Origin of the sequence: Vibrio sp. Scap24, assembly GCF_013394185.1 — a bacterium.
GTDB lineage: Bacteria > Pseudomonadota > Gammaproteobacteria > Enterobacterales > Vibrionaceae > Vibrio > Vibrio pomeroyi.
The window spans coordinates 1,748,113-1,762,325 of the sequence record NZ_CP041332.1; the positions used below are offsets into that span (position 1 = coordinate 1,748,113).

Consider the following 14,213-nt stretch of genomic DNA (forward strand, 5'->3'; position numbering starts at 1 on the left):
CGAAAACCGCCATTTGTATATTTTGTCACCCTTGTAACTTATGCCTTAGCAAACGTCGCGTGCCATGACTTACCCGCTTTGCTCGCGAGCACTAATAACGCAGGAACAATCAGGAACATTTGTAGAGCGATCATAACTTGCGATGTTAAATCAAGACGTTGCATCGTACCCACAAGAAGTCCTGAACCACTCATTTGGAACAAGCCAAGTAGCGCAGCAGCCGTACCTGCACGGTCACCAAAGGGTTCTAGAGCTTTACCTGCTGCAGCACCAAGAATCCAAGCAAAGCCAACCGACGATAAGAAGATCGGTAACATGAACGCGATTGGAGTCGCGTGCTCAGCAAGCACCAACATAATCACACCTGCTAAGCCCAGCGTCGAGATGCCGACAACCAATGCCTTGTAAGTACCAAAACGGTCCATAAACTTCGGCGCCGTAAATGCAGCAGTGATGTTGATAGCGGCGTTAATACCAAACCAGAAGGTAAACTCGTTCATCGTCAAACCTAGGTTCTCCATCAACACGACTGGTGCTGAGGTAACATAAGCAAGAATTACTGCCATCGCCATCAAACATAAGGTTGCATGGAAAAGGAACGATGGTGTTTTCAGTACTGACCAGTAACGTTCCAGCTTGAACACAGCAACCTTCTCTGTCGCCGGGTTAGATTCTTTCATTTGGAAGAATAAGATGCTGCCAACGACGACCGCGAAACCAGCCATAAAACTGAAGTTCGAGCGCCAGCCAAATTGATGCGTTAACCAAGCACCAAGAATCGGTGCCAATGCAGGGATAAAACAGATCGCACCATTGAGGTAGCTGATCATTCGGCCACTCTTCTCTGGGCCAAATAGATCGCGAACCGTTGCAAAGGCAGCTACAGAAGTCGCACAAGCTCCTAAGCCTTGTAGCAGCCGAGCTATTAGCATCATATCAATCGATTGAGCTGCCCACGCCAAGCAAGCACTCAATGCATAGATACTAACACCTCCCAATGCAACGGTTCGACGTCCTAACTTATCAGCCAAAGGGCCAGCAAACAGTTGGCCGACACCCATAGCAAATAAAAACCAAGTAATCGTATCTTGTGCTAGTGCATGTTCCACGTGAAACGCTGTCGAAATTTGTGGCAGAGCTGGTAGGTAGATATCAATAGCCAAAGGGCTAAATAGAACCAGCATTGCCAATAAAGCAACCTGCAGTTTACTAGGGGTTGGAAGCGCGTTAGAAGGCACAAGATTCTCCGGATGAGTTAATTTAGGTGCATAATAACCAACTAAAGATATGAACAAAAATGGCATATACTCATTAGCATTATTCCAAATAGGAAACTCACATGAATATCGAGAAACTATCACGCCTCGACCTCAATCTATTAGTTTGCTTGCAGGTACTGATGGAAGAGCTGAGTGTTACTCGCACTGCACATCGATTGTGCCTAAGCCAGTCAGCCGTGAGTAAGTCATTAGCCAAACTTCGTGAGCAATTTAATGATCCCCTTTTCACGCGAAGTGCTCATGGCCTACGACCAACACCAAAGGCAGTCTTTCTCAAACCTCGATTAGAAACGCTGATCAACCAACTTGATGTGCTCACCCAACCAGAGACGTTCATTCCCAATAACAGTGACCACAGTTTTCACATTGCGGCAGTTGAAAGTGTTTACCCGCTTATTCTTCCCCACTTCTTACCGGCGATATTTCGACAAGCCCCTAAGGTGAATATCAACACTCACGCTTGGACGGAGCAAACCTTTAAGAAATTGCAGCTTGGTGAACTGGATATCGGACTCACGGGTAAGGATATCGACATCAACGACGCGCGTTTAACCATGTTGCCGCCAGACGATATTTGCGAACAAGAGATCTATCGCGATGCACAAATGTGTGTGCTAAGACGTAACCACCCTGCTCTGAGCGGCAAATGGGATCTGGAAACCTACCTCGCACAGCGTCATGTACAAGTAAGGTGTGATGGTAACGATCGTTGGTTACTCGACTACAAACTTGCCGACCTTGGTCACCAACGTGATATCGCTATTTCTGTTCCCGACTTCAACAGTGCGGCTAGCCTGTGCACTTACACTGACTTTGTGTTTACGGCACCAAGTCACTTCACCTACCTTGTTGCCAAGCAGCTCGACTTAGTCGTTGTCCCTCTGCCGATGGAATTCCCGCCGATGGCATACACTCTGTTTTGGCACCGTGATAGAGAAAATGACCCAGCGTTAACTTGGTTGCGAGATATCATCAAAGAAAAAACTCTGCACCTTAGATAAAAATGGCGTACAGCGTTTGCAGCCAACGAACAAAAGCGCTAGCTTATTGACCTAATAAGTCCCCTCACATGTATATCTACTGTGAGTGTTAACAAGGACCCTAACAATAAGGATAAACACAGATGCACAATATCACTGCGGAACGCGTTACTGCGGTTCGAGCTTGGCTTGAAGCAAACCAACTAGATGCGGTTATCATCCCACACGAAGATGAGTATCTAGGCGAGTACGTTCCAGCTCATAACGAGCGACTTCACTGGTTAACTGGTTTCACGGGCTCTGCAGGTGCAGCGGTCATCACTCGTGAAAACGCTGCTATTTTTGTTGATGGTCGCTATACCGTTCAGGTTCGTAAGCAGGTACCAGCAGAGTTATTTGAGTATCGCCACCTTATTGAAGAGCCGGCTTTAGATTGGATCATCAATTCACTAGCCCAAGGCAGCAAGGTTGCATTTGACCCACGTATGCACACAGCAGCGTGGTTGAAAGGCGCACAAGCAAAACTGACTGATAAAGTCGAACTCACGACATTAACAGCAAACCCGATTGATGAGCTTTGGTCTGATCGTCCTGAGCCTGTTGTATCTGATGTTCGCCTAATGGCGACCGACGCCGTTGGTCAATCAAGTGAAAGCAAACGCGCTGAAATTGCAGGCCTACTAAAAGCCAAAGGTGCAGATGCCGCTATCCTTACTGAACTAGACTCGATTTGCTGGTTACTCAACGTTCGTGGTTTGGACGTGTCTCGCCTACCGGTTGTATTGTCTAATGCCATCATTCACGCCGATGAAAGCGTCGACTTCTTCTTAGACCCGGCTCGTATCCCTGCTGGCTTTGAAGCGCACGTTGGTAATGGTATTCGTGTTTCTCACCCATCTGAGCTTGAAGCACGTCTTCAATCTTTAGAAGGTAAGAATGTGTCAGTTGATTCAGGCACAAGCAACGCTTGGTACACGCTTGTTCTACAAAACGCAGGTGCTCATATCATTGAAGCAGCAGACCCGTGCTTAATGCCAAAGGCTGCTAAGAATGCAACTGAAATTGCCGGTATGAAAGCGTGTCACATTCGTGATGGTGTTGCGATGGCTAAGTTCCTGTCTTGGATTGATGCTGAAGTCGCGCAAGGTAACCTACACAACGAAGCGGTATTGGCTGACAAAGTACAATCGTTCCGCGAGCAAGACCCAACGCTGATGGACCTAAGTTTTGACACGATTTCAGCAGCAGGCGGAAACGCAGCTATGTGTCACTACAACCATGAGAACCAACCTGAACCAGGTCAGCTAGAACTGAATACTCTGTACCTAGTCGATTCAGGCGGTCAGTACTTAGATGGTACAACCGACATCACTCGTACTATTGCAATTGGCCAACCAAGCGGCGAAATGATTCAGCAGTTCACATTAGCGCTTAAAGGTCACATCGGCATTGCACGTGCACGTTTCCCACAGGGCACTCGTGGTTTCCAACTTGATATCCTAGCGCGTCAGCACTTATGGGCAGAAGGCTTCGACTACGACCACGGTACTGGTCACGGTGTTGGCCACTTCCTAAGTGTTCATGAAGGTCCGCAAAGCATCTCTAAGAAGCTAATCGACGTACCTCTAGTGGAAGGTATGGTGTTATCAAACGAGCCGGGTTACTACCGTGCTGATGAGTTTGGTATCCGCATCGAGAACCTAGAATTGGTAGTTGAGCTTCCTACTCAAGGTGACTTCTCAGTACTAACGTTTGAATCACTAACACGTTGCCCTATCGATAAGCGCAACATCAACGTCGATCTACTGACACGACCTGAACTCGCGTGGCTGAACGATTACCACCAGAAAGTATGGAATGATGTTAGTCCATTAGTTGAAGGTGATACGTTGGAATGGTTACGCCAATCAACAACACCACTTGCTCACGCTTAATACATTGCTAGGCAGGTAACTGACCAAAACTAGTTGCCTCAGTTAAATATTAAAACGGCTACCCTTAGGTAGCCGTTTTTGTTTGTCGATTTCACATCATTGATGTTTCACGTGGAACATTAACCAAGATATGAGTTAGCCTGAGTAAGCGCTATGCCAATCGCGCCATACTGGGTCGAAGCCGCGTTGACGAATCATAGCCTCAACATCAGCCGCACTTCGCTCATCACTTATCTCAAACTGCTCAAGCTCTTCCTCACCCGAAGCATAACCACCAGGTTGAGTTTTTGACGCGGCAGACATGCTAGTGATACCTAACGGCAATACGTTATCGCGGAACGTTGCAGACTCACGAGTCGAAAGAGACAACTCAACTTCAGGGTTTAATAATCGATAAGCACAGATAAGTTGTACCAACTGCTTATCACTCATAATCGACTTAGGCTGCAAACCGCCCTCGCACGGACGAAGGCGTGGGAATGAAATCGAGTAACGCGTTTGCCAGTAAGTTCGCTCTAAGTAATCCAAGTGAGCGGCCACGAAGAAGCAGTCTGTTCGCCAGTCTTCCAAGCCAATCAAAGCACCAATCCCTATCTTATCAATACCCGCTTTTGCCAGACGATCAGGCGTTTCAAGCCGGTATTCAAAATCCATTTTGTTGCCACGCAAGTGATGCTCAGCGTAAGTACTTGGGCTATATGTTTCTTGGTAAACCATCACAGCATCTAAGCCAAGGGTTTTGAGTTCCGCGTAGTCGTCTTGATCAAGCGGCTGCACTTCCATCGCAAGGTAGTTAAATTGCGCTTTGATATTCGGTAGCACCTCACGGAAGTATTTCATCCCAACCTTAGTTTCGTGCTCACCGGTCACCAACAACACACTATCGAATTTCATCTTTTTGATGGCCGCACTCTCGGCATCAATTTCATCCAAGGTTAATGTTCGACGCTTGATGCGGTTCTCCATTGAGAAGCCACAATAGGTACACGCATTCGCACACAAGTTCGATAAGTACAAAGGAATATACAGCGACATCGTATTACCGAATCGCTTACGCGTTAGCGCCAACGATTGTTGTGCCATCTGCTCTAAGTAAGGTTCTGCTGCCGGAGAAATTAAAGCCTTAAAATCTTCTAAGTCGCGTTTGGGTTTACTCAAAGCACGTTCAACATCCGCCGCCGTTTTACTGAAGATGGACATACCAATGTCATCCCAGTTGAGCTGTTTAAATCGATCAACAAACGTCATGGCAATACTACTCGTATAGGAATGAGGTTAGCGGACTGGAAGCAACCGCGTGAGATACCTGACCAGCTAACCCAGCAAGGTAAGCCATACGACCCGCTTCAACTGCCAGCTTAAAGGCAACTGCCATTTCAACAGGCTGTTGAGAAGCAGCAATCGCCGTATTCACTAACACAGCATCTGCACCCATTTCCATTGCACGTGCAGCATGTGATGGCGCACCAATGCCAGCATCAACAATAACAGGGACGTTAGCTTGGTCGATAATGATCTCGAGGAAGTCGGCTGACGCGATGCCCTTATTCGAACCAATCGGCGCACCGAGTGGCATCACAGCAGCACAACCTACCTCTTCTAAGCGCTTACACAATACAGGGTCAGCGTGGCAATAAGGCAACACAACAAAGCCATCTTTCACTAGTTGCTCAGCAGCGTTAAGTGTCTCGATTGGGTCTGGCATCAAGTACTTGGGATCCGGATGAATCTCAAGTTTTAACCAGTTAGTACCTAGTGCTTCGCGAGCCAAGTGTGCGGCAAAAATCGCATCCTTCGCGTTCTTCGCACCAGAGGTATTCGGAAGTAGATTTACGCCAGCATCAATAATTGGCTGCAAAATATCATCTTGCTCAGAACGAATATCAACTCTCTTTAGTGCCATGGTTGCCAGTTGAGAACCGGAAGCTTCGATAGCACTCGCCATCAAATGTTTGTTTGCGAACTTGCCGGTTCCAGTGAACAGACGTGATTGAAACGTTTTATTTGCGATGGTTAACATGGTTAGCCCCCTGCAATAGCTTGGAAAAGAGAGATCGAATCGCCTTCGTTGACGATGGTTTGTTGCCACTGGCTGCGTGGTACAACCACGTTATTGATAGCAAATACACACCCTAAATCAGGTAGCGATAGTGCTTGGATGATGTCTGAAAGAGACGACGATTGCGCGACTTGCTCTGGTTGCTCGTTTATAGAAATAGTTATGTGGCTCATTGTGCTTCTTCTTGTAGGTGTTGGATCGCCGTTGTGTTGCAAACCGGACAATCGCTATCTTGCGTGACCATTAGGTTTTGCCAGTTCATGGTCTTGCCATCGAACAGCTTTAGTTGATGTGTTGCGACTTTAAACTCGCCACTACTAATACGCTGAATAGCAGCAAGAGCTTGAAGGTTACCTATCGTTCCAACCACTGGACCAATGATGCCGCTATCACTACAACGCGTTGTTTGTGGATGGTGTTCAAACGGGAAAAGGCAGTGGTAACACCCTTTCTGGTTCTGATAATCAAAGACAATAAATTGACCTTTCCAGCCGATTGCAGAACCCGATATCAAAGGTGTATTAGCTTTAAAACAAGCTCGGTTAACCTGCTGCCGTGACGCGAAGTTGTCAGTACAATCCAACACGAGATCAGCCAACATGACTTCTAATTCAAGTTGGCTTTCACTCATTCGTTGATTGATGGTTCTTACTTGGCTGCGATCATTGAGCTCATTCAGTTGTTGTTTGAGTGCTTCAACCTTAGATGAACCTAATTGGTTTTCCCTAAACGCGACTTGTCTCTGTAGGTTGGACGAATCCACACAGTCATCATCGACCAACACAATTCTTCCCACACCAGAAGCTGCGAGATAAAGAGCAGCGACATTACCTAAACCGCCGCAACCAATCACCAACACATGGCTGTTTAACAGGTTTCGTTGCCCTTGCTCACCCACCTCAGGCAATGCAATTTGTCGTTGATAACGGATGAACTCAAAGTCACTCAACATAGCTAGGCTCCCGCATAACCTCTTTACTCGTCATTGAAGAGTTAGGAGCCATCAAGTTGTCGAAGAATTCGATCACTTTCTGTGGGTCTTCCGCTAATGTAATCGCACGCACAACCGCCAAACTCGATACACCACAACCCCAAACCTGCGCAGCTGTCGATTGGTCAATACCACCAATAGCAACCGTCGGATAACCAGTAAGTTCTTCTGTATATGGGATGGTATCAATTAGCTGTTGGTACAGAGATAAACGCACCAAACCTTGAGGCTTCGATGGCATCTGTTTTGTTGTGGTCGGAAATATATGGCCTAGTGCAATGTAGCTTGGATTGATTTGGACGATGCGCAGTAACTCATAATAACCATGAGTCGATAGACCGATCTTAATACCCGCTTGGCTCAGTTGGGAAAGGTTTGATTCTTCAATATCCTCTTGCCCAAGGTGTACACCAAAAGCACCATGCTTAAGTGCAAGCTGCCAGTAATCATTAATAAAAACCTGAGCGTTATGTTCTCGACCAAGTTCGATAGATCGTGCGACTTGTTGCTCTAAGTCGGCTTGTTGAGGGTTCTTAATACGCAGTTGGACAGTGTTAATCCCAAGTTTAAGCAACCTTTCTATCCACTCAACGTCATCAACAACCGGGTATAAGCCGAGGCTATTCTTTGTTAACTCAGGGAAAGAAAGTGATATCCCTTGGTTGGCCCAACCAACGCTGATATTCAGTCGCTCGTCTTCAAGGATAGGGATAGGAAAATCTCGATAATGTGCAGGCCATGTTCCACGTGAAACATTCGATGCAGCGCGAGCTAAAACCAGCGCATCTTCCAATGGAAATTCCAACGCCAATAAAGTAAGTAACCAAGCAAAGTGGCCACGACTATCTAATTCTTGATGAGCTGTAGTGTCACTCTTGATAACACGATTAGCATCTAAGTGTGACCAGATATCTAACACAGCTGAATCATCGGAGACTCCGATATAGACGGTGTTCGAAGCTTGAGTCAAAGCAGTACAAACATCGGTCAACGCAACTGAATTACTGTAATCAACAACGTGGTTCAATTGCGCTAACTGACACTCCGCCAATGAATCAACATCATGAGCAAAGCCAATAGATAATGCCTGTTGAGCATCAACGATAGAGAAGTATCGAGTTGGGCTTACACCCAACTCAACTGCATCAGTTGCTAAACCTTGTCGTTTAGCAACCAATAGACAGTTTTGAACCTCCCCCGTTAACTCGATGTATTGAGATGGGATGAGAATCTTCACTTTCATTATTCCTCTAATTGAGCTTCTTTTGCGCCTACTGCAGGGTGATAAAGTTCAGAGCCAGTATCACGGAACTCTTGTGATTTTTGACGCATTCCCTCCAACGGGTTATCTAGCATCTTAATCTCGATAGCCTGATCAGCGGCTACTTGTTCTGTGTCTTTCGCATACTCGCGAACTTCTTGAGAAATCTTCATCGAGCAGAACTTAGGTCCACACATAGAGCAGAAGTGAGCAACCTTGCCCGACTCTTGTGGCAGAGTTTCATCGTGGAAAGAACGTGCTGTTTCTGGATCTAAAGCTAGATTAAATTGGTCTTCCCAACGGAATTCAAAACGTGCTTTAGATAATGCATTATCTCGGATTTGTGCGCCCGGGTGTCCTTTTGCCAAATCTGCAGCATGTGCGGCCAGCTTATAAGTAATTAAGCCGGTCTTCACATCTTCTTTGTTTGGTAAACCTAGATGCTCTTTAGGGGTTACATAACAAAGCATTGCGCAGCCGTACCAACCAATCATGGCCGCGCCAATTCCTGAGGTAATGTGGTCATAACCAGGGGCAATATCGGTAGTCAGTGGGCCTAATGTATAAAACGGTGCTTCATGGCAATGCTCTAACTGCTCGTCCATGTTCTCTTTAATAAGATGCATAGGTACATGTCCAGGACCTTCAATGATCACCTGAACGTCGTATTCCCAAGCAACTTTAGTTAACTCACCTAGAGTACGTAACTCTGAGAACTGAGCCTCATCATTGGCATCTGCAATAGAGCCAGGACGTAGGCCGTCACCTAGTGACAAAGCCACATCGTACTTCGCACAGATCTCGCAGATCTCGCGGAAGTGTGTGTATAAGAAGCTTTCTTGGTGATGTGCAAGACACCATTTCGCGATGATAGATCCACCACGAGAGACAATACCTGTCACACGTTTAGCCGTCATAGGAACGTAACGAAGAAGCAAACCGGCATGAATAGTGAAGTAATCAACGCCCTGCTCCGCTTGTTCAATCAAGGTATCGCGCATCACTTCCCAGTTAAGGTCTTCGGCTACGCCATTCACTTTCTCAAGCGCTTGATACATAGGAACCGTGCCAATCGGCACTGGGCTGTTACGTAAGATCCATTCACGAGTCTCGTGGATATTACGGCCTGTAGAAAGGTCCATTACGGTATCGCCGCCCCAGCGAGTCGACCACACGAGCTTCTCAACTTCTTCTTCAATCGAAGAGCTTACCGAAGAGTTACCGATATTGGCGTTCACTTTCACTAAGAAGTTTCGGCCAATAATCATAGGTTCTGATTCTGGGTGGTTGATGTTTGAAGGGATGATAGCTCGGCCTTCAGCGACCTCTTTGCGCACGAACTCAGGGGTAATTTCTTTGGGTAGGTTTGCGCCAAAGTTATGACCAGGGTGTTGGTGATTAAGCTGTTCATCAGCGAACTTCTGACGCCCCATGTTCTCACGTATCGCAATGTACTCCATCTCAGGAGTGATAATGCCCTGACGAGCATAATGCAGTTGAGTTACACATTGGTCACCAGTAGCACGACGAATTCGAGGCAGGTTTCCGTAACGAAGGTCGTCTAGGGTTTCATCTTCTAAACGTTCTTTGGTGTAAACAGAGCTTACATCATCGAGCAATTCTGTATCACCACGCTCTTCAATCCATTGCTCTCGCAACTTAGGAAGGCCGTTATAAAGGTCTATTTCATGCGTAGGATCGGTATAAACACCTGAGGTATCGTAGACATGAATCGGCTCATTAGGTTCGAATACAGGCTCTTTTTTGGTACCACCAACAAGGCTATCTGCGAGGGATATTTCTCGTACAGGGACTTGAATGTCCTCTCGAGATCCTTGGATGTAAGCTTTTTTTGAATTTGGATAAGGTTGTACGGATAAAGAATCGATGAAATTCTTCGCTTCCAGTCTTGCTTGTTTACGACTCGACATAGCATTTTTCCTTGGCTTTTAGCCATTATTTATAGGGATAAAAATGCTTGACGGATTAGATGCTACAAGAGGGATCACGGTAAGAAATACAGTTGTGATCTGGAGATAGATCTCTAGAAGGATTCTAGTTAGATATCTACTCTTGTTCCCTTCGCAGGTATTAGCCTGATCAGGTTCAACGGATCCCGAGTTAACGGTCTCAGCCATATGGCACTCCGACAAGTTCGATCGAGTATATAAAAACGGCTTGGATAAACCAAGCCGAGTTGTTAACAAATCGTAAGAAAGTTTTAAGACTTTATCAAAAGTTGGAAGCCGATCCATGCAGCCGAGATACTGAGAACCACGTTGAGCAGCACATTGAGCCCCATCTTAAAGAAAGCACCCTGCTGCATAAGAAGTACGTTATCCATCGAAAATGTAGAGAACGTAGTCAGGGCTCCAAGGAAACCAAGGCCGATGATCTGTCTCCATGGTTCAGTCGCAACCATCTCATTTTCAAATGCGGCGATGAGCAAACCCATAATGAAGGAGCCGATTACGTTAACGGTTAGTGTACCGTAAGGAAAACCACGCCCTAACATCACTACACATAACTCTGAAATCAAATAGCGCGAACAAGCACCAAATGCACCACCAATGGCAATAAAACCTAAAATAGATAGCTGACCCATGAATCCTCCCAAATAACAGTCCCTATATTCTAGCTTTACCGCCGATAAAAGCGAGGGTAGAAACTAAGAATGCATGTGCAAATATTAAACGTTACAGGTGTCACTTAACTTCAATATATCCCATCAAACCCGTTTTCATGTGCTCAATTACATGACAGTGGTACATCCAACGCCCCGGGTTGTCTGCAACAAACGCAGCTTTCGCTCGGCCGTTTTTCCCTAGTAACACTGTATCAGTATGGAAGGGTTCTTCTATTTTTTTACCATCAAGTTCCAATACAGTAAATGTATGACCATGGATATGAATTGGGTGATGGTATTGAGTGACGTTCTTTAGATCGAATATATAAGTTTTACCTAACTCCAACGTCGCCAACGGATCTGGAATATTGTCTTTGCTCATTCCCTCCCACGCGCGCTTGTTAGTGAGCCAAAACTTAGGCATCGACTTCCCATCTTTAGATACCGGTGATACCGCTCCTTCCCACTCAAACACAAAATCAATTTCTTCTGCGTTAACGAGATCTAAGTTAGGCACAGGATTGAGAGGCAATGAAGGAAGTGTTTGGCCTTCTATTAGCGTGGAATCTACAACCTTAAACTCACATAAGGAAAAAGGAAAGCGTCCCTTCATTTGCAAAACATTCACTCGCTCCCCCGCCTTGGGAGCAATCAACCCGAGATCGACACGCATACCTGGGCCAATTTTGTGTTGAGTCAGCTTATAAGGTGTCTTTACAGGGTTACCATCAATGGCAATGACCCATGCTTCAGCACCTTCAATAGCTATCGGATAGGTAATCGTGTTATCAACATTCGCAATACGCAGCCTAGTCGTTGCGTGCTGCTTCAATTGATAGATAGGTTCATGTACTCCATTGACGCTACTCCACTCTCCTGGCGTACCCATACGAGCGCTGAGGCGAGGGATCATCAAGTCTTTCCACTGACCTTGTTTGTCGATATGCCAATGTTTCAGCATCAGAGCATGCTCTTCATCGAACTGAACTGGCGCACTCTCTTCGACAATAATAAGCCCGACCAAGCCCATACCAAGTTGCTTAACACTGTTCATGTGCGGGTGATACCAGAATGTGCCCGCATCTGGTGGCGTAAACTCATAGACAAACGTTTCACCGGGCATAATAGGAGGCTGACTTAAGAAAGGTACCCCGTCCATTTCGATCGGAATTCTCAGGCCATGCCAATGAATTGTGGTCGGTTCTGATAGCTTGTTTGTAAATCGAATCGTTACCTTTTCGCCTTGTCGACAGCGAATAATCGGCGCTGGAATCTGTCCATTAAAGACTAAAACATTAGTACTAAATCCCTTCACCAACTCAGCGGTTGAAGGCTCAGCAGTTAAGTCATAAACGAACTTTCCTTGCTCATCAAAAGACCGCTTCATTGAGCAAGCTGGTAGGACGGTTAGTGCAGATATAGCGAGAGATGATTGAATAAACTTACGACGGGAAATATCCATATTTGTTGCCTTTTAGTAATAACGACCAAAATGTAACAAAATATTGAGAATAATTCTCATAAAGAAGTGTGGTTTGTGCTGTCGATTGTTTATAAAAGACACAGGGGTTAGTAAGTACTTACACTGTTAAGTGTTAAATTCTGTTAAAGATAAGGAATATTGATTAAAAAATAAAACCAACAGACGTAAAAAGCCCCAGCATTTCTGCTGAGGCTTTAGATATCGCATTGTCTCGTCCTGAAATGTGTTTACACATTGAGGACGAATTATGACTACTTCAAATAATACCTACGTTAAGCGCACTCAGCGTGATTACACACTAGGCTTTAAATTACAGGTCGTCGCCGCTGTAGAAAGAGGCGATATGACATATAAACAAGCCCAAACCATTTATGGTATCCAAGGCCGTTCAACCGTTTTAACCTGGCTTCGAAAGCACGGTAAGATGAATTGGGCGCAAAATCCAAGGATGAATGTCATGAGCCAATCACCTAAGCCTAAAGAATCGCCTGCACAGAAAATAAAACGTCTTGAAAAAGAGTTGGAAGACGAAAAAATCAAGAACCTCTTCTTAAATAGAGTGGTTGATATCCTTGATGCTGAGCACGGAACCAGTCTCAGAAAAAAGTATCTAGCCAAGGAGCCAGAAGCCTTCAAAAGCAAGAAGGAATAAGTCTAGTTCGAGTATGTAGGCTTTGCGGCATAACAAGGCAGAGTGTTTATCAACGAGAAAAGCGAGCTCATCACCGTCGGTTAGAGCTTAAACCGATTAAAAAAATGGTGTTGGATATTAGGCGCTATATGCCTCGGGTTGGTACTAGGAAGCTCTATTTTTTAATAAAACCCAGACTACAAGAACAAGGTATCAAGTTAGGCCGAGATGCGCTTTTCAACTACTTACGCGCTGAGCGATTGTTGGTAAGACCTAAGCGTAGTTTTACAAAAACGACCAATAGTCGGCATTGGATGAAGAAACACCCGAACTTATTAAAGGACTACAAGCCATGTAGTCCAGAGAGTGTGTTGGTGAGCGATATAACCTATGTTCAATCTGATGAAGGAGTTCACTACCTATCATTGGTTACAGATGCTTTTAGCCGAAAAATAATGGGTTATGAGCTGAGTAATGAAATGAAAGCGACGGATGTCGTGAAAGCGCTAGATATGGCTATCAAAGAGCGTCGATATCATCATTCTTGTATCCATCATTCAGATCGTGGTCTACAGTATTGCTCAGGTGTATATCAAGATAAACTGAAAACTAGCGGCATAATGCCTTCGATGACAGATGGTTATGATTGCTACCAAAATGCCTTAGCAGAAAGAATAAACGGGATCCTGAAACAAGAGTTCTTACTTGATAGGTGTAAGAGTCTTGAGGAGCTTAAACGACTAGTAAAAGAGTCTATCAATATCTATAACAATATGAGGCCGCACCTCAGTCTCATGATGAAAACTCCAAATGAGGTGCATGAAAAAAGCCAACAGCTGGCGCTGTTGGCTTAGTAGAAATACTGTCAACGTATTTTAGGACGAGACACATAGATGGAAGTTTAGACTCCCAACACGCGCTATTTTGGTAAGTCGGGGAATCCGCTGCTCTGAATGTATTAGATTCAA

12 protein-coding genes and 1 riboswitch are annotated in these 14,213 nt (G+C 45.4%); of the genes, 3 read left to right on the top strand and 9 right to left on the bottom strand.

All coding sequences use genetic code 11. From position 1 onward, the window contains the following. Positions 1–38: 38 nt before the first annotated feature. Positions 39–1,238 carry a multidrug effflux MFS transporter gene (locus FLM53_RS07640; RefSeq protein ID WP_206192966.1) on the bottom strand — a complete coding sequence of 400 codons (1,200 nt, stop codon included), beginning with the start codon at positions 1,236–1,238 and terminating at the stop codon, positions 39–41. 101 nt (positions 1,239–1,339) lie between these two features. Between FLM53_RS07640 and FLM53_RS07645 the strand changes: the two genes are divergently transcribed. Together FLM53_RS07645 and FLM53_RS07650 are read left to right on the top strand one after the other, a co-directional pair. Continuing rightward, positions 1,340–2,281: a LysR family transcriptional regulator gene (locus tag FLM53_RS07645; RefSeq protein WP_012605070.1), complete on the top strand. Its 942-nt coding sequence runs from the start codon at positions 1,340–1,342 to the stop codon at positions 2,279–2,281. 122 nt (positions 2,282–2,403) lie between these two features. After that, complete coding sequence (locus tag FLM53_RS07650; protein ID WP_176680620.1) at positions 2,404–4,194, top strand: aminopeptidase P family protein; 1,791 nt, start codon at positions 2,404–2,406, stop codon at positions 4,192–4,194. 135 nt (positions 4,195–4,329) lie between these two features. Here the strand turns inward: FLM53_RS07650 and thiH are convergent, their stop codons facing one another. The 8 genes from thiH to FLM53_RS07690 all read right to left on the bottom strand — a co-directional run bounded on the left by thiH (position 4,330) and on the right by FLM53_RS07690 (position 12,593). After that, positions 4,330–5,442 carry a 2-iminoacetate synthase ThiH gene (thiH, locus tag FLM53_RS07655; protein ID WP_116869900.1) on the bottom strand — a complete coding sequence of 371 codons (1,113 nt, stop codon included), beginning with the start codon at positions 5,440–5,442 and terminating at the stop codon, positions 4,330–4,332. Positions 5,443–5,449: 7 nt separating this feature from the next. Continuing rightward, the gene (locus tag FLM53_RS07660; protein ID WP_176680621.1) at positions 5,450–6,214 is read right to left on the bottom strand and encodes a thiazole synthase; all 765 of its coding nucleotides are present in this window, start codon (positions 6,212–6,214) and stop codon (positions 5,450–5,452) included. Positions 6,215–6,216: 2 nt separating this feature from the next. Next, the gene (gene thiS, locus FLM53_RS07665) at positions 6,217–6,426 is read right to left on the bottom strand and encodes a sulfur carrier protein ThiS (RefSeq protein ID WP_176680622.1); all 210 of its coding nucleotides are present in this window, start codon (positions 6,424–6,426) and stop codon (positions 6,217–6,219) included. Continuing rightward, on the bottom strand, positions 6,423–7,205 hold the full coding sequence (locus FLM53_RS07670; protein WP_176680623.1) for a HesA/MoeB/ThiF family protein: 783 nt from the start codon (positions 7,203–7,205) through the stop codon (positions 6,423–6,425). Before FLM53_RS07670 ends, thiS begins: the two co-directional genes overlap by 4 nt. Next, on the bottom strand, positions 7,195–8,487 hold the full coding sequence (locus tag FLM53_RS07675) for a thiamine phosphate synthase (RefSeq protein WP_176680624.1): 1,293 nt from the start codon (positions 8,485–8,487) through the stop codon (positions 7,195–7,197). Before FLM53_RS07675 ends, FLM53_RS07670 begins: the two co-directional genes overlap by 11 nt. After that, positions 8,487–10,436, bottom strand: a complete 1,950-nt coding sequence (gene thiC, locus FLM53_RS07680) for a phosphomethylpyrimidine synthase ThiC (protein ID WP_017631664.1) — start codon at positions 10,434–10,436, stop codon at positions 8,487–8,489. Before thiC ends, FLM53_RS07675 begins: the two co-directional genes overlap by 1 nt. A 129-nt stretch (positions 10,437–10,565) precedes the next feature. Next, positions 10,566–10,664: riboswitch (TPP riboswitch) on the bottom strand. A 62-nt stretch (positions 10,665–10,726) separates the two neighbouring features. After that, positions 10,727–11,110 (bottom strand): fluoride efflux transporter CrcB, encoded by a 384-nt coding sequence (crcB, locus tag FLM53_RS07685; RefSeq protein ID WP_029405270.1) that lies wholly within the window; start codon positions 11,108–11,110, stop codon positions 10,727–10,729. A gap of 100 nt (positions 11,111–11,210) precedes the next feature. Further along, entirely contained in the window at positions 11,211–12,593 is a 1,383-nt protein-coding gene (locus FLM53_RS07690; RefSeq protein ID WP_176680625.1) for a multicopper oxidase family protein, read from the bottom strand. Positions 12,594–12,861: 268 nt separating this feature from the next. Between FLM53_RS07690 and FLM53_RS07695 the strand changes: the two genes are divergently transcribed. Further along, a protein-coding gene (locus FLM53_RS07695) for an IS3 family transposase (protein WP_176679224.1) occupies positions 12,862–14,099 on the top strand; the annotation gives its coding sequence in 2 pieces (ribosomal slippage) (positions 12,862–13,234 and positions 13,234–14,099; 1,239 coding nt in all). Positions 14,100–14,213: the final 114 nt, after the last annotated feature.